The organism is Celeribacter sp. (assembly GCF_048259695.1).
Taxonomy (GTDB): domain Bacteria; phylum Pseudomonadota; class Alphaproteobacteria; order Rhodobacterales; family Rhodobacteraceae; genus Celeribacter.
Map to the genome: position 1 here is coordinate 22,945 of NZ_JBLXHL010000005.1, position 19,822 is coordinate 42,766.

20 protein-coding genes and 1 tRNA gene are annotated in these 19,822 nt (G+C 59.3%); 13 read left to right on the forward strand and 8 right to left on the reverse strand.

Features of this window, described 5'->3' with window-relative positions; genetic code table 11:
• Positions 1–288 precede the first annotated feature (288 nt).
• From ACN0Q0_RS10295 to rpe, 3 genes are all read left to right on the forward strand, one after another.
• On the forward strand, positions 289–594 hold the full coding sequence (locus tag ACN0Q0_RS10295) for a hypothetical protein (protein WP_417243307.1): 306 nt from the start codon (positions 289–291) through the stop codon (positions 592–594).
• 166 nt (positions 595–760) lie between these two features.
• On the forward strand, positions 761–1,987 hold the full coding sequence (locus tag ACN0Q0_RS10300; protein WP_417243308.1) for a DUF1566 domain-containing protein: 1,227 nt from the start codon (positions 761–763) through the stop codon (positions 1,985–1,987).
• A gap of 176 nt (positions 1,988–2,163) precedes the next feature.
• A complete protein-coding gene (gene rpe, locus ACN0Q0_RS10305) occupies positions 2,164–2,844 on the forward strand; it encodes a ribulose-phosphate 3-epimerase (RefSeq protein ID WP_417243309.1) in 681 nt (226 codons plus the stop codon).
• Positions 2,845–2,874: 30 nt separating this feature from the next.
• Here the strand turns inward: rpe and ACN0Q0_RS10310 are convergent, their stop codons facing one another.
• On the reverse strand, positions 2,875–4,341 hold the full coding sequence (locus tag ACN0Q0_RS10310; protein ID WP_417243310.1) for a UbiA family prenyltransferase: 1,467 nt from the start codon (positions 4,339–4,341) through the stop codon (positions 2,875–2,877).
• 196 nt (positions 4,342–4,537) lie between these two features.
• Between ACN0Q0_RS10310 and ACN0Q0_RS10315 the strand changes: the two genes are divergently transcribed.
• Positions 4,538–4,611: transfer RNA gene (locus ACN0Q0_RS10315), tRNA-Gly, on the forward strand.
• 50 nt (positions 4,612–4,661) lie between these two features.
• Here ACN0Q0_RS10315 and ACN0Q0_RS10320 read toward each other — a convergent pair.
• The 3 genes from ACN0Q0_RS10320 to ACN0Q0_RS10330 all read right to left on the reverse strand — a co-directional run bounded on the left by ACN0Q0_RS10320 (position 4,662) and on the right by ACN0Q0_RS10330 (position 7,380).
• The gene (locus tag ACN0Q0_RS10320) at positions 4,662–5,321 is read right to left on the reverse strand and encodes an SOS response-associated peptidase (RefSeq protein WP_417243311.1); all 660 of its coding nucleotides are present in this window, start codon (positions 5,319–5,321) and stop codon (positions 4,662–4,664) included.
• Positions 5,322–5,427: 106 nt separating this feature from the next.
• Entirely contained in the window at positions 5,428–5,733 is a 306-nt protein-coding gene (locus tag ACN0Q0_RS10325) for a DUF1992 domain-containing protein (RefSeq protein WP_417243312.1), read from the reverse strand.
• A 69-nt stretch (positions 5,734–5,802) separates the two neighbouring features.
• Entirely contained in the window at positions 5,803–7,380 is a 1,578-nt protein-coding gene (locus ACN0Q0_RS10330) for a bifunctional metallophosphatase/5'-nucleotidase (protein WP_417243313.1), read from the reverse strand.
• Positions 7,381–7,622: 242 nt separating this feature from the next.
• On the opposite strand from ACN0Q0_RS10330, the gene ACN0Q0_RS10335 reads away from it, so the two are divergent.
• Together ACN0Q0_RS10335 and ACN0Q0_RS10340 are read left to right on the forward strand one after the other, a co-directional pair.
• Entirely contained in the window at positions 7,623–7,973 is a 351-nt protein-coding gene (locus ACN0Q0_RS10335; RefSeq protein ID WP_417243314.1) for a DUF952 domain-containing protein, read from the forward strand.
• Positions 7,970–9,043: a quinone-dependent dihydroorotate dehydrogenase gene (locus ACN0Q0_RS10340; RefSeq protein WP_417243315.1), complete on the forward strand. Its 1,074-nt coding sequence runs from the start codon at positions 7,970–7,972 to the stop codon at positions 9,041–9,043. The genes ACN0Q0_RS10335 and ACN0Q0_RS10340 overlap by 4 nt, the downstream gene beginning before the upstream one ends.
• On the opposite strand, the gene ACN0Q0_RS10345 is transcribed toward ACN0Q0_RS10340, so the two are convergent.
• Genes ACN0Q0_RS10345 through ACN0Q0_RS10355 form a run of 3 tightly spaced genes read right to left on the reverse strand, consistent with a single transcriptional unit; the run spans position 9,040 to position 11,262 of the window.
• On the reverse strand, positions 9,040–10,380 hold the full coding sequence (locus ACN0Q0_RS10345) for an MATE family efflux transporter (RefSeq protein WP_417243316.1): 1,341 nt from the start codon (positions 10,378–10,380) through the stop codon (positions 9,040–9,042). The two genes, ACN0Q0_RS10340 and ACN0Q0_RS10345, sit on opposite strands and share 4 nt — an antisense overlap.
• Positions 10,373–10,840 carry a PaaI family thioesterase gene (locus ACN0Q0_RS10350; protein WP_417243317.1) on the reverse strand — a complete coding sequence of 156 codons (468 nt, stop codon included), beginning with the start codon at positions 10,838–10,840 and terminating at the stop codon, positions 10,373–10,375. Before ACN0Q0_RS10350 ends, ACN0Q0_RS10345 begins: the two co-directional genes overlap by 8 nt.
• Positions 10,837–11,262: a PaaI family thioesterase gene (locus ACN0Q0_RS10355; protein ID WP_417243318.1), complete on the reverse strand. Its 426-nt coding sequence runs from the start codon at positions 11,260–11,262 to the stop codon at positions 10,837–10,839. Before ACN0Q0_RS10355 ends, ACN0Q0_RS10350 begins: the two co-directional genes overlap by 4 nt.
• Positions 11,263–11,537: 275 nt before the next feature.
• Here ACN0Q0_RS10355 and ACN0Q0_RS10360 point away from each other — a divergent pair, with 275 nt between their 5' ends.
• From ACN0Q0_RS10360 to ACN0Q0_RS10390, 7 genes are all read left to right on the forward strand, one after another.
• The gene (locus ACN0Q0_RS10360) at positions 11,538–11,909 is read left to right on the forward strand and encodes a MerR family transcriptional regulator (RefSeq protein WP_417243319.1); all 372 of its coding nucleotides are present in this window, start codon (positions 11,538–11,540) and stop codon (positions 11,907–11,909) included.
• A gap of 434 nt (positions 11,910–12,343) precedes the next feature.
• Positions 12,344–12,742, forward strand: coding sequence for a MerR family transcriptional regulator (locus ACN0Q0_RS10365; RefSeq protein ID WP_417243320.1), 399 nt, complete (start codon positions 12,344–12,346; stop codon positions 12,740–12,742).
• 29 nt (positions 12,743–12,771) lie between these two features.
• Entirely contained in the window at positions 12,772–14,544 is a 1,773-nt protein-coding gene (locus ACN0Q0_RS10370; RefSeq protein WP_417243321.1) for an acyl-CoA dehydrogenase C-terminal domain-containing protein, read from the forward strand.
• A 91-nt stretch (positions 14,545–14,635) separates the two neighbouring features.
• Positions 14,636–14,848 carry a hypothetical protein gene (locus tag ACN0Q0_RS10375; RefSeq protein ID WP_417243322.1) on the forward strand — a complete coding sequence of 71 codons (213 nt, stop codon included), beginning with the start codon at positions 14,636–14,638 and terminating at the stop codon, positions 14,846–14,848.
• A 67-nt stretch (positions 14,849–14,915) separates the two neighbouring features.
• Complete coding sequence (locus ACN0Q0_RS10380; RefSeq protein WP_417243323.1) at positions 14,916–15,554, forward strand: glutathione S-transferase family protein; 639 nt, start codon at positions 14,916–14,918, stop codon at positions 15,552–15,554.
• Positions 15,555–15,564: 10 nt separating this feature from the next.
• Positions 15,565–16,776, forward strand: a complete 1,212-nt coding sequence (locus tag ACN0Q0_RS10385; RefSeq protein ID WP_417243324.1) for an acetyl-CoA C-acetyltransferase — start codon at positions 15,565–15,567, stop codon at positions 16,774–16,776.
• Positions 16,777–16,788: 12 nt separating this feature from the next.
• Positions 16,789–18,996: a 3-hydroxyacyl-CoA dehydrogenase NAD-binding domain-containing protein gene (locus ACN0Q0_RS10390; protein WP_417243325.1), complete on the forward strand. Its 2,208-nt coding sequence runs from the start codon at positions 16,789–16,791 to the stop codon at positions 18,994–18,996.
• Positions 18,997–19,071: 75 nt separating this feature from the next.
• Here the strand turns inward: ACN0Q0_RS10390 and ACN0Q0_RS10395 are convergent, their stop codons facing one another.
• The gene (locus ACN0Q0_RS10395; RefSeq protein ID WP_417243326.1) at positions 19,072–19,785 is read right to left on the reverse strand and encodes a Hint domain-containing protein; all 714 of its coding nucleotides are present in this window, start codon (positions 19,783–19,785) and stop codon (positions 19,072–19,074) included.
• Positions 19,786–19,822 lie beyond the last annotated feature (37 nt).

Here is a 19,822-nt window from a genome sequence, read left to right on the forward strand (position 1 = left end):
TCTTTGGAGAAAGTGACAGCGCAAAAGAGAGCACCTTATCCTTTAGGATGGTTTAATGTTTGTGGTTTTCTCCGAGTGGCTTCGCGCACACGAACACCCGCGCCCGGGATGCACGCAAATGGCGTAATGGCGTTCGGTCCATTGGAAGGCGCCTTTTGCACGGCATGAGTGAGGAAAGGCCGCCCACGGGCCAGAAACAGGGGTAAAACGCCACGCAATTTTTGCCAACCCGACGGAAAATGAACCGCCCCACGTTGAGAGGACGTCTCACATAAAAAGGGCGCAGACATGAAACGACTCACACAGACGGTCCTCATCACCGTAGCGGCGGCATCAATCGCGGCAACCTCCCCCACCGCCACACTGGCGCGGGGTGGAAATCCCATGGACGGCGTCGCCGAACAGCTTGGCCTAAAGCCCGCACAATTGAAAAGCTGCTTGGGGGAGCCACCGGCGCAAGGGGCGCGCCCATCCGAGGCAGCGCAAGCCGCAATGATCGACTGCCTCATCGGTCAAAACAGTTCTTTGACCGCGGATCAGATCAATGCGGCAATGACCGCCATGCGCGATGCACCGCCTCCCCCCAAAAGGTAGCTCAACCGGCATGTGGCGCACCCGACCCTGTCACCGGGTGCGCCCGCCCCCCTGACGCAACGCGCGTCAGAACTTGGAAAAAATTCCGACGGGAACAACCACGCCGCGCGTTAAACGCCTGACCCCCGCGAAAAACGACACGCTTTAATGAAACAGGACCATTCCGATGAAAACCTTTCACCTAACACTTGCCGCCGCACTCTTGTCCTCCACTGCGGCCCTTGCCGAGGCGCCATTTCCCATCCCGGACACGATGCAGGACGTCTGCTATAATGCGACGGTTGCAATCCCCTGCGCCGATACGGGCGATGCGTTTTCCGGCCAAGACGCCCAAGTGACCGGCCCCGCCACCAACTACACCGACAACAACGATGGCACAGTCACCGATACCGTAACGGGCCTGATGTGGGCGCAGACCCCCGACCTCAATGGCGATGGCGAAATTCTGGCATCTGACAAACTCAGCTACGAGGCCGCCCTCGCAGGGGCCAAGACATTCGATCTGGCGGGATATGATGACTGGCGGCTGCCAACGATCAAGGAAATGTATTCGTTGATGGATTTCCGCGGCACCGATCCAAGCGGCTTTGAGGGCGACGACCTCTCCGCGCTGATCCCCTTTATCAATCGGGACTATTTCGACTTTGCCTATGGTGACATGGCGGCGGGTGAACGCCTGATCGACTCACAAATGGCGTCAAGCACACTGTACGTTTCAGGTACGAACGCCACAAAGGACGCCACTTTATTCGGTGTGAATTTTGCCGACGGGCGGATCAAAGGCTACGGGCTTGAACTGCACGGTCAGGACAAGACGTTTTTCGTGATGTATGTGCGCGGCGATACGGGATACGGCGTGAATGATTTTACCGACAACAATGACGGCACCGTAACCGATGCGGCCACGGGGCTGATGTGGTCACAAACCGATAGCGGTGCGGCAATGGATTGGCAGGCCGCACTGGCCTTTGCCGAAGACGCCAACGCCAACACCTACCTTGGGTTTGATGACTGGCGCCTGCCCAACGTCAAGGAGTTGCAAGTGTTGGTAGACTACACGCGCTCGCCCGACACGACCGATAGCCCCGCGATTGACCCGGTTTTCATGACCACCGAAATCACCAACGAAGCCGGACAAGCTGATTATCCGTTTGTGTGGAGTTCAACCACACATGCAAACTGGACCGAAAACGTGGGCGGTTATGGGGCCTACGTCAGCTTTGGTCGTGCCACGGGGTATTTCGGCAACGTCTGGACGGATGTGCATGGCGCGGGGGCGCAACGCTCGGACCCCAAAACCGGAGACGCCGCCGACTACCCCCAAGGCAACGGCCCGCAAGGGGACGCCGTTCGGGCCGAAAACTTTGTGCGACTGGTGCGCGACGCGAATTAGCCAATCCCCCTTGGGGCGGGCCAAACCGCCCCGAGGATCAAAGCCGACGGCATGGCGCATGATTTCTTATGATCTGTGTCGTCTTGGCCTCTTGCGTCACGCGGGGTGATGCGGGACATAGGGGGGACTGATTTTGGCGCATGTCGCGCCGCTCGACTGGCCCCGAGGAGACCCCCATGACGTTCGACCGTTCCATAAAGATCGCCCCGTCGATCCTATCCGCAGATTTCGCCAACTTCGGCGCAGAGATCCAGGCCATTGAGGCACAGGGCGCCGATTGGGTCCATGTCGACGTGATGGACGGGCATTTCGTTCCGAACCTCACCTTTGGCCCCCCCGCCGTCAAAGCGTTCCGCCCCCATGTCAAAACCGTCATGGACGTCCACCTGATGATCTCGCCCGTGGATGCCTATATCGACGCGTATGCCGATGCAGGTGCCGATATTCTCACCGCCCACGTCGAGGCAGGTCCGCACATCCACCGCACGCTACAGGCCATTCGTGGCGCAGGGATGAAGGCCGGTGTGGCGCTGAACCCCGGCACGCCCGCATCCGCCGTCGAGGACATCCTTGATATGGCGGATATGGTATTGGTGATGACCGTGAACCCCGGATTTGGCGGGCAAAAGTTCATCGACATGACATCCAAGGTGCGCAAAGTGCGCGAGATGATTGGCGACCGCGAGATTCATATCCAGATCGACGGCGGCGTTGATCCAACGACCGCGCCGCTTGTCGCCGCTGCGGGCGCCGACGTGCTTGTCGCGGGATCCGCGGTGTTCCGGGGCGGCTCGGTCGACACCCCGTGCATCTATGGCGACAACATCAAAGCCATCCGCATGGCCGCACAGGGCTAGTCCCGCACAGATCCACGAACGGCGGCGCGGTTACATCACCGCGCCGAGCACCGCAAAGCCCACCACCATCATGCCGCACAGGCGGCTGATACGGTCGCGCACGGCAAAGACAATCGGGTCGTCGTGCATCTCGCCGCGATGGGTCAAAAGCACGATACGGCTGATCCAGAACAACAAGATCAGACAAATGCCCCACAGCGCCGGCGGGTTCGAATAGAGCAGCGCCACATCGGGCGAATTCATGTAAAGCGCCAACACAAGAATCGACACATACCCCGTGCCAAGCGCCATTTGCGAGATAACCTCGGCGTCATCATTGCGATAGCCGCGCCCCTCGGGTTGCAGCTTGCCCGACTTGATATTGTCGACAAGTTCCGCCTGACGCTTGACTGCGGCCAGTGCAAAGAAAAAGAACACCGAAAACGCCAGAAGCCACATCGAAAGCCCGACACCAACAGCCACGCCGCCCGCAACGATGCGTAGCGTATACAGCCCCGCAAGCACCGACACATCAATCACCGCGCGGCGTTTGAAATAGAGCGAATAGGCGGTGGTCATCGCGTAGTAGCACACCATGACAAACAGGAAAGTGGCCCCGAGCGCCACGGACAGAACCGCCCCGACGCCAAGCAACCCGCCCGCCATCGCGGTGCCTTGTCCGATCGGCACGGTTCCTGCGGCAAAGGGGCGTTTGCATTTGCGGGCATGGGCACGGTCGGCGTTCAGGTCCAACAGGTCGTTGAGCACATAGACCGAGGAGGCCACGAGCGAAAAGGCGACAAAGGCGGTCAGCGCACGGATAAGCGAGATTGCATCCAGTTGGTGCGCCAACAAAAGCGGGATAAAGACGAGGATGTTTTTAAGCCACTGGTGCGGGCGCAACGCTTTGACATAGGGTTTGAGATCGCGCTCGGGCGCGCCGATGTGATCCACCTCGACCCCCAGTCGCGCGACCTTGCCACGCAGTGCCTCGGAGGCATTCACGGTCACGGCCCTTGCCGCGTGGGGCCAGACATCGAGGTCGGCCTCATGGTCGCCCGCGTAGGCAAATCCGGCTTCCCCGTAGGTCTCGACGAGGAACGCGGCCTTATTCGCCCCTTTGAGATTTCTGTCCCCATCCGAACCAAACACCGCATCAAATACGCCTAAATGTGTGGCAATTTGATCTGCGAGGGATTGATCGGTCGCCGTGACAAGAGCAACTTGCCCGCCTGATTTGCGCCACGCCGCGATGTAATCAAGCACCTCGGCGTTATACGGCAGCTTTGCAACATCCACGTTCGAGCGTGCCGCCAATTCGCGTTTAAGCGCGGCTTTGCCCGATTTGAGCTGCCTTACGGCACGCAACGCCGCAGACCAGTCTTTTGACGCGGCATTCCAGAACGTCTCGTGCAGCATGTCCGATTTCAAAAGGGTTCCGTCCAGATCGACGGCCAGAACCGGCACAGGGGCCTTCGGGGCGCTGTGGTCCTGTTGGGGATGACCTGTCTTGCTCACTGCGCACCTCAATTACGTGCCGTTCGCCTTTGCGGCGATACTGTTACATTTTGTGTTGCCCCATATCGAACGTTACAGCCCTTTTTGGCAAGACCTGAGACCAATTGCCGCCACAATGGCCGCAATTCGGGGCAATTGAGTCACGCAATCCGCCTTGACCCCCGCCATGTGATGGCCTAATTCGTGTCTCACCCGAGCGGGTGTTGTGTAATGGTAAGACCTCAGCCTTCCAAGCTGATGACACGGGTTCGATTCCCGTCACCCGCTCCAATCTCCCCCCTGCCCTAGATTTTTTGCACCACGGTCCTGCCGGTGGCGGATTACAGCGGCGCGATCAGGTCCGGTCCCTCGGCGCGGTTGGAATTGACCGCTGTCGAGACCTTGTGGAACTGCAACGCCGCATCGTCCACGGAGCGCATGAGCGTTGCCGCCCCATGCCCCTCCTCGCCAAGCCATTTGCCCCATTGGTCGGGCGACAGCAAAACAGGCACGCGGTGATGGATCCCGGCCATACGCCCCGTGGCCGCACAGGTCACCATCGCGCAGGTCCGCAGCCGCTCGCCCGCGTGTTCCCAATCCTGCCAAATCCCCGCGAACACCATCGGGCCGTCATCAGCTGGGCGAATGAACCACGGTTGTTTCTCGCCGCCCTCGGGACGGTGCCATTCGTAAAACCCGTCCGCAGGGATAAGACACCGCCGCGCACGACAGGCGGCGCGAAAGGCGGGTTTTTCGGCAATGGTTTCCGCCCGTGCATTGATCAACAGCGGGCCGTCATTGGGCTTTTTATACCACTGCGGGATAAAACCCCAACGCATCGGCACCAATTTACGCGTACCGTCCTCGCCAAACACCACATGGATTTTCGTGGTCGGGCAGACGTTGTAATTCGGGATCACCGGCAAATCATTTGCGGGTGCCGCCGCAAAAAGCTGCGCCATCGCATCGTTGGGCAAGGTGATGGCAAATCGTCCGCACATGCGCCGACAATAGATCGAATACGCACGAAAGCCAGAGCCATGGCGCATCGGCGGGCGGGTCAGTCGAGAGAAAGATCGTGTAGCACGGAGCCTCGCACAGGGCGCGTTAGCGAAACGCCTTTTTCGCCAGATCAATCTTGGCGTCCATCATCGACATCTCTTTCATAATCTCGGAGCGCCGCGTGCGATCCCCCGTGTCGCGCAGCTCGCCGCGCAACCGCTCTAATTCACGAGACAGAATCACAAACTCCGGGACCCCGCCGCTTTCCTTGACCAAGCGGCTCAACAGCGCATTTTCGGGGTCGGCCTCATGCGGCAACGGTTTGCCCGCCCCCGCAAGGTTGTCAAACGCCCCCTCGCGTTGTGCCTGTGAAATCCTTGCGTCGATCAAATCAAAAAGAGGATGGTCCATGCGCCAGCCCGTCAAAAGAAAAGCCCCCGCATGATAGCGAGGGCTTACCGTTTTTATAAGAGGGCGCGATTATTTAATCGTAATGCGACCATCGGTGTAGGGCGTGTAGGGCGCATTTGCAGCAATGTATTCCGCCGTCACGTCCGCAAGATCGGGACCGAAATCATAGACGTTGGAGGCATCAATGAACATTTTGTAGCCGTCACCACCGTTGCGCACGTAGTTGTTGGACACAACGCCGTAGGTTTTGGCGGGATCAAGTGGTTCCCAAGTGCCGTCCATATCGATCATCACCTCGACCACACGTTCGCCCGTCGCATTGCCGGACTCGACCACATAGGTCATGCCCGCAACCTGAGGGAAGCGACCGTCATCTTCGGCATTGTCGAACTGGCCCATGCCGTTTTCCAACGCGGCTTTGAGCGTGGCGCCATCCACAAAGAAGGTCGACAGCGTGTTCTGGAACGGCAGCACGGTCAGCACTTCGCCCTGTGTCACGTCACCCGCATCAATGGAGGCGCGCAGACCACCGGAATTGGCCAGTGCGATCTGGATGCCCTGATCTTTGACGCGGTCCAACATGGCGTCGGCCACGAGGTTGCCCATCTGGCACTCCATGTGGCGGCAAACCTCGCGCGAACCGTCGATGGCCTCGGCCGTTTCAGCCACGATTTTGTTGCGAATCTCGTCGAGTGGCACGGCGGCTTCGGCGATGCGTGCCACGGTCACCTCATCCTCGGTGACGGCCGCGTCCATAATGAGCGGTTCGCCGACAGCTTCGGTCACATTGCCCTCATCGTCGAACGTCACGTTCAACTCGCCAAGGAACTTGCCATATGCATAGGCCGACACAATCGCGGTAGAGCCAACCATTGTGGGGTATGGACCCTCGGCGCGATCATTGGTGTTGGACAACAGCGTATTGGTGTGCCCGCCAACGATGATGTCGACACCTGTCGTATTGGCCGCGACGATCTGGTCAACGCGATACCCCGAGTGCGACAGCACGATGATCTTGTTCACGCCTTCGGCTGTCAGCTTGTCCACTTCGCCCTGCACCGCCTCGGACGGGTCGGTAAAGATCACGTTGGGACCGGGAGAGGCCAGTTCGTCGGTGTTTTGTGGCGTCAGGCCGATGAGGCCGATTTTTTCGCCGCCACGCTCGATGATCGTGGATTTGAGCAACTTGTCCGCAAGCAATTCCTCGCCCGAGAAATCGGCGTTGGACATCAGCACGGGGAAATCCAGTGCGTCCATAAAACCGCGGAGCACTTCGGGACCATCGTCGAACTCGTGGTTGCCCACGGTCATCGCGTCATAGCCCATCTTGTTCATCATCTCGGCAGCAAGTTTGCCTTTGTAATAGGTGTAGAACAAGGTGCCCTGGAACTGGTCGCCGCCATCCACGAGAATGGAATTGTTCGAGCGCGACCGCGCCTCCTCAATGGCCGTGACCAGACGGGCGGAGCCGCCAAAACACTTGCCTTCGGTGTTGTCTTCGGCGGAGCAGCCCGAATCGTATTTCGAGATCGGTTCAAACCGCGCATGGAAATCGTTGGTGTGCAAAACGGTCAGAGAATAATCGGCATAAGCCGCCCCTGCACACAGTGTCATAGCCGCGGATGTTGTGAGAATCTTCTTGAGCATGTCTGCCCCCCTGTTGAGTTATTTTGCAATGCTGCAAAGAGTTGACCGAAGAGTCAAAGGATCTGTCAAATATTAGCGCTAACGCCGCCGCGTAACGCCTATATGACAGGCAACACGCCTCCCGGGTGCGCCCCGCCATGCGAACAGCCGCCGAAACCTTGGGGTTTTGACGCGCCGCCCCTGCCCCGACAACGGCGAGATGCCCATTGACCCGCCTGTGCAAAACGGGGCATTTCTGCGCCATGATGATTTATAAAATATTCCGCGCAAGCGAGTGGGCCGATCTGCAACGTGATGGCCAGACACAGGGCGCCCCTGTCGACGTGGCGGATGGCTACGTGCATTTTTCAACCGCCGAACAGGCGCGTGAAACCGCCGCCAAATGGTTCGCAGGCGAGACCGGTCTGGTCCTGTTGGCCTGTGACGCCGACGCAATGGCCCCCGACATCACATGGGAACCATCGCGGGGAGGGGCTCTGTTTCCGCATCTTTACCGTAACCTGCGGATGGGCGATGTCGTGTGGGACAAACCCTTGCCCGTGGCCCCCGATGCGCACCCCGACAGCCACATCTTTCCCGAGGACATGGTATGAGCGTCACCGAGCAAATCGGCCTTGCGGCCTTGCGTAAGCTTGACCCCGAACGGGCGCACACCCTGGCACTCGCGGGGCTGCGTGCGGGGCTTGCCCCCCTGCCCGGCCCCGTCACCTCGCATCGCCTGAAAACGACAATTGCCGGTATGGAAATGCCCAACCCCGTTGGCCTCGCCGCAGGGTTTGACAAGAACGCCGAAGCCATTCCGCAGTTGAGCCGTGCGGGTTTCGGGTTCCTTGAAATCGGGGCCGCAACGCCGCGTCCGCAATCCGGAAACGCCAAACCACGCCTGTTTCGCCTGACGGAGGATCGTGCCGTTATCAACCGCTTTGGCTTTAACAATGACGGGATGGAGGCCATCACCACCCGCCTTGCCCGCTGCCGGCATTCGGGCCACAAAATCACGATCCCCGTGGGGCTGAACCTTGGCGCCAATAAAGACAGCACAGACCGCGCGGCGGATTTCGCAACGGTCCTGACGCATTGCGGCAACTTCATCGACTTTGCCACCGTCAATGTCTCTTCGCCCAACACCGAAAAATTACGCGACCTACAGGGCGCCGAAGCCCTCGAAGCCCTCCTCGCGGGTGTTCTGGATGCACGCAAGGGGTTGGAGAAATCCGTGCCGGTGTTCCTTAAAATTGCGCCCGACCTCGACAGCTCCGAGATCGACGAGATTGCCGAAGTGGCGCGCAAATCGGGCATTGACGGGGTGATTGCCACCAACACGACACTCTCGCGCGATGGTTTGAAAAGTGCGCATAAAAGCGAAATGGGCGGTCTTTCAGGGCAGCCTTTGTTCGAAAAGTCCACGCGCGTTCTGGCCCGCCTGTCGCGCACCCTCGGGGATGACCTGCCGCTTATTGGTGTGGGCGGGGTCGGATCGGCGCTTGATGCCTACACCAAAATCCGTGCAGGGGCGTCGGTGGTCCAACTGTATTCCGCGATGGTCTATCACGGGCTGTCGCTCGCGCCGCGCATCGCAAAGGGGCTTGATGATCTGCTCAAAGCCGACGGGTATGACAGCGTATCAGAGGCTGTCGGAACCAAGCGCGGCGACTGGCTCTAACCCGCCACGTCGCGCTCAAGCGCGGGGTATTTCCACCCCAATGTCACCGCCCGTGCGATATAGCTGATGATCAACGCGGCCCATAGGCCGTGGTTGCCCAGGAGCGGGATGAGCGCCCAGACCGCAACCGCATAGGTCGCGACCGAAAGCAGCATCATGTTGCGCATATCCCGCGTGCGGGTCGCGCCGATGAACACCCCGTCGAGCATCCATGAGGCGAGGCCCGCCACAGGCGCCAACACCATCCACCACAGGTAGGACCGCGCCTCGACGCGCACAGGCGTGGCGGTGGACATGGCGTCGATAATCGCGCCCCCGAACAGCGCAAAGGCCACGGCGAGAGCCACGGCGGCGACCATCCCCCAGAACGCCGCCAACAGCGCCCCGCGCCGAAACGCGTCACGCGAGCGCGCCCCCATCGCGGTGCCGACAATCGCCTCGGCGGCAAAAGCAAACCCGTCAAGCGCATAGGCGGTGATCTCGATGAACTGCATCAGGATTTGATTGGCCGCAAGGGTCACATCGCCAAACCCCGCGCCCAGAAATGCGAACGACACCATGATGGACAAGAGCAAAACCGAGCGGACCATAATGTCGGTGTTGACCTTTGCCATGTGAACAAGTCGCTCGGATTTGAGCACCACGGCCCAATCGCGCCACGCAGGCACGCCAAAGGCATCGCGGCACAGCCACAGCCCCATAACGGCCCCCGTGACTTCGGCGATGACTGTGGCGATGGCCACGCCCGCGACCCCCCATCCGAGCCCCAGAACGAACCAGAAATCTAGCCCGATATTGATGCCGTTCATCCACAGTTGCAGCAACAAAACGGCGCGTGTGCGCTCTTGGGCGATCAACCAACCCGTCAGGCCAAAGATGGCGATGGCAAACGGCGCGGACCAAATGCGGATCGAGATATAGGACCGCGCCATGCTTTCCACCTCCGCGGAGGCCGGCGAGACATGAAAAGCCGCCCAAAGGATCGGCATTTGTAGAGCAATCACCCCCGCGCCGCCAATCACGGCAATCATCAGTGCACGGGTGAGATAGGCGGAGACCTCGGCGGCATCACCTGCGCCGCGGGCTTGGGCCACGAGCCCCGTGGTCCCCATGCGCAAGAACCCGAAAATCCAATACACCGACGCGAGGATCACCGCGCCAATGCCCACAGCCCCGATGGGCGCGGCGGCCCCCATTTGCCCGACCACACCGGTATCCACCGCACCCAGAATAGGAACGGTGGCGTTCGACAAAACGATGGGCAAAGCAATGGCGAGGACACGCCTGTGGGTCAAACGGCGCACTCCGGACGGCGGATGCCCCACCGGCTCAGCCATCCCGGCGCGGCATTAGAAAGTGGCACATGGCATCGGCAATGGGGCGATCGGGCTCGTCCTGCCATGCCGTCGCGTGAACCGTGGCAAACCGGCGGCCCGCACGGGTGATCCGCGCAGAGGCAAAGGTGTCTTGTGCTTTGCCCGAACGCATATAGTCGATGGTCAAATCAATGGTTTTGGGCACAGCGGGCCAGACTTCGCCATCCGCCGAGAGACAGCCATCCCCCATCCAGACACGCGACCACCCCAAACTCATAAAGGCGGTCATCTCCAGAAACGAGGCAATGGCCCCTCCGTGCAATGCGGGCAATACGGGGTTGCCGATCAGGTCGGCGCGATAGGGCATTTTCGCGGATAAATCCGCCCCCTTGGCTGTGAATTCGAACCCCATAAAGGCCATGTAGGGCACGCGCTCCATCAACCGTGCAAGCAGGGCATCGCGGGGTGTCGTTTCGCTCATGCGCCGCGCTCCACCGTAAAGGCCCCGCTGGCCGTGGCCACAGGCGTGTCGGAGGATCCGTCGGTCGCGGTCGCGCGCACAAAGGCCACGGATCGCGTCATGTGATAGCATTCGGCGTGGGCGGTGACCGTGTGATGTGGCTTGGCCGAGCGCATATAGTCGATCCGCAGGTCAAGCGTCGCAGTGGCGAATCCCGCCTCGGGATGGCTCATCACCGCCGCCCCCGCGCAGGTGTCCATCAAGGCCGATACCGCACCGCCATGAATCACGCCCGTGGACGGATCCCCGATCAGCTTTTCCAGATACGGCATCGTGATGGTTGCAGCGCCCGCACCGATCGAGGTCAACGCCATGCCCAAATCGCGGCTATGCGGAATGGCCTCGATAAACTGTCGTGCAATTTTAGTCCGTTGATCTGTCATATCGCTCCCCAAACCTCGGGACAATTAATCGGCTTCCACGCCCCCGCCGCAAGCCCAAACTGACGCCAGACCCCGAAGCCGCGATGGGATGGCGCAAAGTGACGTTACGTCGCAATCCGTCACCAAAGGCACGGGTCTGCTACGAAATGATTCGGAGACCGGTGCGAACGGCCTTGATCCCATACCCCTGTATTAACTATGGTTTTCACAAAGGCCCCAAACCGAATTGATTTTCTGAACCAATCAGTTTAGTTCGAGCGCCGTGGAGGATTGACATGCCCGATGACCGCCTAAGCTTCAAAGAGATGTGCAGCACATTTGATGTGACGCCGCGCACGTTGCGCTATTACGAGTATATCGAGTTGCTTGATCCCGAAAAAGAAGGGCGCTCGCGCTATTACACCACCCGCGAATTGGCGCGCATGAAACTGATCCTGCGTGGACGCCGCTACGGATTTTCACTCGAAGAAATCCGTCAGTGGCTGCTGATCTACGAAGAAAAAGGGACAAAGGCGCAAAATGATGCCTTTGTTGAATTGGCGGACCGTCAACTCGGCGCCCTCGAAGCACAGCGCAAAGAGCTTGATGATGCGATCGAAGAGTTGCGCGAATTGCGCAGCCAGACCGAGGCGGCATCACCGTCCTGAGCCTCTCTTTGACGCATGTGGCGCCTTCGCAGCCGGCGGGCGCTACAGATTGTAAACATGCGACGTAACGTTTTACGCGCCCGTTGCCTCGTTCTCGCCCCTCGCGGCCGAAACAAGAACAACATCGCGATCCGTGCATTGCGGTAAATGCACAAAATACCCTTAGGTAAGCCAAAGCGCTTAAGCTTGCGATTACTGGTATTTTTTAACTATTTAAAATAATTTTAGTCAAACCGCTTGCGCAGGTGTTAACAGAACAATATTGCTCTTTCCGCTAGGTAACTATTCCGGAAATTTTACCATTTGGAAAGTGACGCTACGTTAAAGTTTTGGTGGCGATCATTCAACTTGTAGACTGGTAGCGAAGCATCCACTTCGCGCTGAAAGCACATGGGTCTTGAGCACCCATAAAGACAAACGCCGGAGTGATAAACGTGACAAACGAGGTACTGACAATCCGCCAGATGTGTGATGCGCACGATGTGACGCCACGCACTTTGCGGTTTTACGAAGCGAAAGAGTTGCTCTTTCCGATCCGGGAGGGGCAAAAACGACTCTTCACACGTCGGGATCGCGCCCGCCTCAAATTGATTTTGAAGGGCAAGCGATTCGGCTTCTCGCTAGAAGAGATCCGGCAACTGCTTGATCTTTACAGTGAGGCCGACGGCGGGCGTGCTCAAATGAGCGGCACGCTTCATGCATATCGGCACCAAATGGTGGCGATGCAAAAACAACGTGACGAGCTGCTCCAGGTTATGGACGAGCTCGCCGAACAAATCGAATGGACCGAGCAGGCGCTTGGTTCCAAAGACCTACTCGGGAAGGCAAGCTAACCTCCCGAAGCATCGCAAGGGAGAAGGCAATGCCTAGCTACACAGCACCGACGAAAGACATCCAATACGTTCTGCACGATCTGTTGAACATCTCAGGCTCCGACATCTCCGGTTACGGCGATCTGGAGCCTGAGTTCACCGAAGCCGTCCTCGACGCTGCGGGCCAACTGGCCTCCGAAGTCCTCACCCCGCTCAATGCTGTCGGTGACAAAGAGGGCTGTCGGCTCGAGAACGGTGTGGTCTACACCCCCACAGGGTTCAAAGGTGCATTCGAGCAGATGAAAGAGGGCGGTTGGACCGGTCTTGATCTGCCCGAACAGTATGGCGGTCAGGGCATGCCCTACATCGTCGGGACCGCAGTTGGCGAACTGTTTTCCTCTGCCAACCAAGCCTTTACAATGTATCAGGGCCTGACCCACGGCGCGGTTTCCGCCATCCTGGTTCACGGTACGGACGCACAAAAAGACCTGTTCATGCCCAAAATGGTGTCGTGCGAATGGACCGGCACCATGAACCTGACCGAGCCGCATTGCGGCACCGATCTGGGCCTGATGCGCACCAAGGCCGAACCGAATGACGACGGCAGCTACAAGATTTCGGGTCAGAAAATCTTTATCTCGGCGGGCGACCACGACATGGCCGAGAACGTCATCCACCTCGTGTTGGCCAAAATTCCGGGCGGCCCCGAGGGGATCAAAGGCGTGTCGCTCTTTATCGTGCCCAAATACAAAGTGAACGCCGACGGCTCCGTGGGCGAGGCAAATGGCGTTTCCGTTGGCTCCATCGAAGAGAAAATGGGCATCCACGGCAACTCCACCTGCGTGATGAACTACGACGAGGCCGAGGGCTATCTGTTGGGCGACATGCACAAAGGGATGCGTGCCATGTTCACCATGATGAACGAGGCCCGTTTGGGCGTCGGGATGCAGGGTTTGGCACAGGCCGAGGCCGCCTACCAGAACGCGGTGATCTACGCCAAAGACCGCCTGCAAGGGCGCGCTGTCACAGGGGCCGAAAACCCCGATGGCCCTGCCGATCCCCTGATCGTACACCCCGATATCCGCCGCAACCTCATGGATCAGAAGAGCTTCATCGAGGGCGCGCGGGCGTTCTTGTACTGGAGTGCATCACTGATCGACGCCGGCCACCTCAAAGGCGACAAAGACGCCGAAGGGCTCGTGTCGCTGATGACCCCCGTGCTCAAGGGCTTTTTGACCGACAAAGGGTACGAGGCGACGGTCAACGCGCAGCAAATCTACGGCGGCCACGGCTATATCGAAGAATGGGGCATGTCCCAGTTCACCCGCGATGCCCGCATCGCGATGATCTATGAGGGTGCAAACGGCGTTCAGGCGCTCGACCTCGTGGGCCGCAAATTGGCACAAGATGGCGGCAAACACGTCATGGCCTTCTTTGAAATGGTCAAAGGGTTCTGCAAAGAAAACAATGGCGAGGACATGGCGGATTTCGTCGAGCCACTCAAACTGGCCTCCAAAGACCTGCAAGCGGCGGGCATGTTCTTTATGCAAAACGGCATGAAAAACCCCAATGCGGCGCTGTCGGGTTCGTATGATTTCATGCACCTGTTCGGCTACACCTGCCTTGGCCTGATGTGGGGCCGCATGGCGAAGGTGTCCTTGGCGGCGTTGGAAAACGGCACCGATGACCCTGTATTCCATGAGACAAAACTGGCCACGGCCCGTTACTTCATGGCGCGTCAGCTGCCGATGACCATGACCCTGCTCAAGCGCATCGAAAGCGGCGCCGACACTGTCATGGCCTTGGATGCCGAAAACTTCTAAGATTGCCACGACCGGAATTGAGACGCCCTCGCCCTTCGGCGGGGGCGTTTTTGTTTTCAAACAACACCTTGGCTTTTGACGGAGCGTAACTATGCCCAAACGATTTAGAATGACGCGGCGTTTTCCTGTTTCGATGACCGAAGATGGCTATCGTCGTCTCAAGACGTTCGCACGGGAGGCCGGACTGGAGGAGGGAGAAGCGCTATCGTTTCTTTTCGAAAACTTCACATCGGTCACGCATGAAGAGAACCTCAAACACCGTTTGAACCTGTTCAGGGCGGATTTGGAGAGACGCAAGGCATAACGCGCCACGGGCTCAAACCCGTCCCTTGTACGGGATCAGGCACGCAACTCCGGGAGGGGAGGGAAAAATGACGATCCAGCTTTATGGATTTGGCGAAAGCGGCCATTCGTACAAAGTGGCCTTGGCCCTGTCCCTCGCGGGGGTCCCCTATGACCTGCGCTTTGTCGACTTTTTCAACGGTGAGGCGCGCAGCCCCGCGTTCAAGGCCATCAACCCGATGGGCGAATGTCCCGTCTTGGTGGATGGCGACCTGACGCTAACGCAATCAGGTGTGATCCTCGACTACCTCACCAAACAAACCGGAAAATTCGGAGGCGAGAGCGAGGCCGAACGGCGCGAGGTGTTGCGGTGGACCTTGTGGGACAACCACAAGTTTTCAAGCCAGATCGGCATGACGCGTTTCTTGATGAATTTCATTCCCGAGGACAAGCGGCCACAAGAGGTCATCACCTTTACCCAAGGCCGCATCAAGGCCGCGATGGGGATCCTTGATTCCCATCTCGCAGACCACACATGGATCGCAGGGGGCAACGGGCCGACCAACGCGGATCTTTCGTGCTGCGCATATCTTTTTTACCCCGAAACGTATGGGTTCACCCGTGCGGATTGGACGAACATCGACCGTTGGCTTTCGGATATCGAAGCTCTGGACGGTTGTACACACCCCTATGATTTGATGCCGCGCGCCTATGCGACGACGGCCTGAGGAGGACCACATGACAGACGCCTATATATATGACGCCATTCGCACGCCGCGCGGCAAGGGCCGCAAAGACGGCGCATTGCACGAAGTGACATCCGTGCGCCTTTCGTCGCAGATGCTCGACGCTCTGGCCGACCGTAACGGTCTTTCGGGTCACGCGGTCGAGGACGTGATCTGGGGCAACGTGACGCCAATCGGCGAACAGGGTGCATGCCTTGCCCGCACGGCCGTTCTGGCCTCCAAGCTTGACCAATCCATCCCCGGTCTTGCGATCAACCGCTTTTGTGCCTCGGGCATGGAGGCCGTGAACCTCGCCGCGAACCAAGTGCAGGGTGGCGCGGGCATGGGCTATATCGCGGGCGGTGTCGAAATGATGGGCCGCGTGCCGATGGGCTCCGATGGCGCGGCCATTGCCGCCGATCCCTCGCTTGCCATGTCGACCTATTTTGTCCCCCAAGGGATTTCGGCCGATATCATCGCGACCGAATACGGGTTTTCGCGCGAACAGGCCGATGCCCTCGCCGTTGAAAGCCAGAACCGTGCCGAAGCGGCATGGAAAGCGGGTCACTTTGACAAATCCATCGTACCGGTGCGCGACCAGAACGGCCTGACCATTCTGGACCACGACGAATACATGCGTCCGGGCACCACGACCGAGGCGCTTGGAAATCTCAAGGCCTCGTTCAAGGACATGGGCGAAATGATGCCCGGTTTCGACAAAATCGCACTGATGAAATACCCGCACCTTGAGCGTATCAACCACATCCACCACGCCGGCAACTCGTCGGGCATCGTGGACGGCGCCGCAGGTGTGTTGATCGGCAACAAGGAATTCGGCGAGAAGTGGGGCATCAAACCCCGCGCCCGCATCCGCGCCACCGCCAAAATCGGCACCGACCCGACCATCATGCTCACAGGTCCCGTCCCCGTCACCGAGAAAATCTTGGCCGACAGCGGCATGAGCATTTCCGACATCGACCTCTTTGAGGTCAACGAAGCCTTTGCCGCCGTCGTCATGCGCTTCATGCAAGCGTTCAACGTCGATGCCTCAAAGGTCAACGTCAACGGCGGCTCCATCGCAATGGGCCACCCGCTTGGCGCGACAGGCGCAATTATTATCGGCACGCTGCTCGACGAACTGGAGCGCACGGGCAAAGGCACGGGCCTTGCAACACTGTGCATCGCATCCGGCATGGGTGCGGCAACCATCATCGAACGCGTGTAAGGGAGAGAAAACATGGCTGACTTTACACTAAACAAAGACGCAGACGGCGTTGGCGTCATCACATGGGACGTCCCGAACAAATCCATGAACGTCCTCTCGTTGGAGGGCATCACCGAGCTTGATGCCTGTTTCGACGCGGCCCTTGCCGATGACGACATCAAAGGCATCGTGCTCACCTCCGCCAAACCCGATTTCGCGGGCGGCATGGACCTCAACATCATCGCCAGAATGAAAGAGGCCGCAGGCGACAATCCCGCCCAAGGTCTGATGGACGGGCTGATGAACATGCACGCGATCCTTCGCAAAATCGAACGCGCAGGCATGGACCCCAAAACCAACAAAGGCGGCAAACCTGTTGCCGCCGCCCTGCCCGGCACCGCTCTCGGCATTGGCCTTGAGCTGCCACTGGCAACGCACCGCATCTTTGCGGCCGACAATCCAAAGGCCAAAATCGGCCTGCCCGAGATCAAGGTCGGCATCTTCCCCGGCATGGGCGGCACAACGCGCGTCTCGCGTTTGGTCGGCGCAATGGCGGCAGCCCCTATTTTGCTTGAGGGCAAAATGTTCGACCCCAAAAAGGCAAAGATGGCCCAGTTGGTCCACGAGGTCGTCCCCGCAGACGAGCTACTGGCCACGGCCAAAGCATGGGTTCTGTCCGCGACCGATGCCGACATTCTCAAGCCTTGGGACGCGAAGGGTTGGAAAATGCCCGGCGGCGCGCCTTACCACCCTGCGGGCTTCATGACCTTTGTCGGCGCCTCCGCGATGGTCAACGGCAACACCAAGGGCGTCTATCCCGCCGCCAAGGCCTTGCTCTCGTCCGTGTACGAGGGCGCGATGGTGCCGTTTGATACCGCACTCAAAATCGAGGCGCGCTGGTTCACCAATGTGCTGATGAACCCCTCCTCCTCCGCGATGATCCGCTCGCTGTTCATCAACAAAGAGGCGCTTGAAAAAGGGGCCAACCGTCCCGCCGTTGACGACCAAAAAGTCAAACGCGTCGGCGTTCTTGGCGCGGGCATGATGGGCGCCGGCATTGCCTATGTCTCTGCCAACGCAGGGATCGAGGTCGTGTTGATCGACCAGGCCCAGGACGCGGCAGATCGCGGCAAATCCTACGCCGAGGGCATCCTCGACAAGGGTATCGCCCGCAAAAAGGTCACGGAAGAGAAAAAAGCCGAAGTGCTGTCACGCATCACCGCCACAACCGATCTCGACGCGCTCAAGGGCTGTGATCTGATCGTCGAGGCCGTGTTCGAGGACATTGGCGTCAAGGCCGAGATGACGAAAAAGGTCGAGGCCATCGTTGGTCCTGATTGCATCTTTGCCTCCAACACCTCGACATTGCCCATCACCGAACTGGCCAAGGCCTCGGTGCGCCCTGAACAGTTCATCGGCATTCACTTCTTCTCCCCCGTGGACAAGATGTTGCTCGTCGAGATCATCAAGGGCAAAGAAACGGGCGATGTCGCCGTGGCCAAGGCGCTCGATTTCGTGCGCCAGATCCGCAAGACGCCGATCGTGGTCAATGACGCGCGCTTCTTCTATGCCAACCGCTGTATCATCCCCTATATCAACGAGGGGGTGCGACTGGCCGCCGAGGGCGTCGATCTACCGCTGATCGAAAACGGGGCCAAGCTTTTGGGCTTCCCGCTCGGTCCGCTTCAGCTCATCGACGAGACCTCCATCGACCTCGGTGTGAAAATCGCCAAAGCGACCAAAGCCGCAATGGGCGATGCCTATCCGGACTCCGCTGTTGACGAGGTGGTATTCTGGATGGCCGATCAAAACCGCATGGGCAAAAAGGCCAAAGCGGGGTTTTACACCTACGACGAGGCCGGCAAACGTGGCCTCCTGTGGGACGGCTTCGCCAAAGAATTCCCCACCGCGGAAGTCCAACCTGACTTGGACGAAGTCCAGCACCGCATGATGATGGCGCAGGTTCTCGAAGCCGTGCGCGCCCTCGAAGACGGTGTGCTGACCGATATTCGCGAAGGCGATGTTGGCGCGATCCTTGGCTGGGGCTTCGCGCCGTGGTCGGGCGGTCCGTTCTCTTGGCTCGACATCATCGGGGCGGCGAAAGCGGTGGAGATTTGCGACAACCTCACCGCCACTCACGGCCCACGGTTCGAAACGCCAAAGCTCCTGCGTGAGATGGCGGATCGTGGCGAAACCTTCTACGGACGCTTTGGCACCGGCACCGATATCAACGCGGGTTAACCCCCACATCACAACACGACATAACCCGCGCATGGAACCATGTGCGGGTTTTTTTATCGGGGCCTCGACACGAGGTCAGGCGACAACGTGAAGGGGGCGGTTTTCTTTGGCCGCACGCGCCCAAGCAGCGTCCTGACCATCCTCGTGGATCATCGCCGCCACGAGTTTGCGGGCCTTCTCGGGGGAAAGCACCTCATAGCCGGGGGCATAGCTTTCATCGATCATATCAAGCATGTCCGCCCCTGCATAAGCGGGGCAATAAAACAGCGCACCGACATTGGCGAACACGACCTGCTCGGTATCGAAGTACAAGGTGATGACTTCGACAATCTCGATTTCGTCTTGTTGGCGAATGCCTTTGTAGCCGATCAACGCGAGCGCGGGGACGAGGGTGAAGGGGTCACCGAACATCTCCTCGCCCAGATCACTTTCCACCATCACGGGTTGATCCGGCAAAATGCGCAAGGCGTCCCGATTGCCCAGTGCGCCCTCGGGGACGCAAATGGGCGCATCGGCGGCGTCACCGCACCCTACGGCACGGCTCTCGACAAAATGCCGCTCAAGGCGCCGCACGGTTTGCAGGCCGTCATCAAAGGTGAGAACTTTATCCCCCTCTTGGACAGCGTCGACTTTGCGCCAACCGAGACCCGTGGCCACCTGGGTCCCGGCAACGAGACCCGCGCAGATCGGGCGCCGTGGCGCGCCACCGCGCTGGCCGAACTCCCACGCACGATGCAACCCATGTGCATCGCGGACAGGCTCTTTGCCGAATATCTCACCGAGCTTCATCTCTTCATCCCCTTGTTCGGACTTTGTGGGTGGCAGC

Excerpts from the sequence above, each read along its gene's own strand:
- ACN0Q0_RS10295 (WP_417243307.1), top strand. The coding sequence starts at position 289 with ATGAAACGACTCACACAGACGGTCCTCATCACCGTAGCGGCGGCATCA.
- ACN0Q0_RS10300 (WP_417243308.1), top strand. The coding sequence starts at position 761 with ATGAAAACCTTTCACCTAACACTTGCCGCCGCACTCTTGTCCTCCACT.
- rpe (WP_417243309.1), top strand. The coding sequence starts at position 2,164 with ATGACGTTCGACCGTTCCATAAAGATCGCCCCGTCGATCCTATCCGCA.
- ACN0Q0_RS10320 (WP_417243311.1), bottom strand. The coding sequence starts at position 5,321 with ATGTGCGGACGATTTGCCATCACCTTGCCCAACGATGCGATGGCGCAG.
- ACN0Q0_RS10325 (WP_417243312.1), bottom strand. The coding sequence starts at position 5,733 with ATGGACCATCCTCTTTTTGATTTGATCGACGCAAGGATTTCACAGGCA.
- ACN0Q0_RS10330 (WP_417243313.1), bottom strand. The coding sequence starts at position 7,380 with ATGCTCAAGAAGATTCTCACAACATCCGCGGCTATGACACTGTGTGCA.
- ACN0Q0_RS10335 (WP_417243314.1), top strand. The coding sequence starts at position 7,623 with ATGATGATTTATAAAATATTCCGCGCAAGCGAGTGGGCCGATCTGCAA.
- ACN0Q0_RS10340 (WP_417243315.1), top strand. The coding sequence starts at position 7,970 with ATGAGCGTCACCGAGCAAATCGGCCTTGCGGCCTTGCGTAAGCTTGAC.
- ACN0Q0_RS10345 (WP_417243316.1), bottom strand. The coding sequence starts at position 10,380 with ATGGCTGAGCCGGTGGGGCATCCGCCGTCCGGAGTGCGCCGTTTGACC.
- ACN0Q0_RS10350 (WP_417243317.1), bottom strand. The coding sequence starts at position 10,840 with ATGAGCGAAACGACACCCCGCGATGCCCTGCTTGCACGGTTGATGGAG.
- ACN0Q0_RS10355 (WP_417243318.1), bottom strand. The coding sequence starts at position 11,262 with ATGACAGATCAACGGACTAAAATTGCACGACAGTTTATCGAGGCCATT.
- ACN0Q0_RS10360 (WP_417243319.1), top strand. The coding sequence starts at position 11,538 with ATGCCCGATGACCGCCTAAGCTTCAAAGAGATGTGCAGCACATTTGAT.
- ACN0Q0_RS10370 (WP_417243321.1), top strand. The coding sequence starts at position 12,772 with ATGCCTAGCTACACAGCACCGACGAAAGACATCCAATACGTTCTGCAC.
- ACN0Q0_RS10375 (WP_417243322.1), top strand. The coding sequence starts at position 14,636 with ATGCCCAAACGATTTAGAATGACGCGGCGTTTTCCTGTTTCGATGACC.
- ACN0Q0_RS10380 (WP_417243323.1), top strand. The coding sequence starts at position 14,916 with ATGACGATCCAGCTTTATGGATTTGGCGAAAGCGGCCATTCGTACAAA.
- ACN0Q0_RS10385 (WP_417243324.1), top strand. The coding sequence starts at position 15,565 with ATGACAGACGCCTATATATATGACGCCATTCGCACGCCGCGCGGCAAG.
- ACN0Q0_RS10390 (WP_417243325.1), top strand. The coding sequence starts at position 16,789 with ATGGCTGACTTTACACTAAACAAAGACGCAGACGGCGTTGGCGTCATC.
- ACN0Q0_RS10395 (WP_417243326.1), bottom strand. The coding sequence starts at position 19,785 with ATGAAGCTCGGTGAGATATTCGGCAAAGAGCCTGTCCGCGATGCACAT.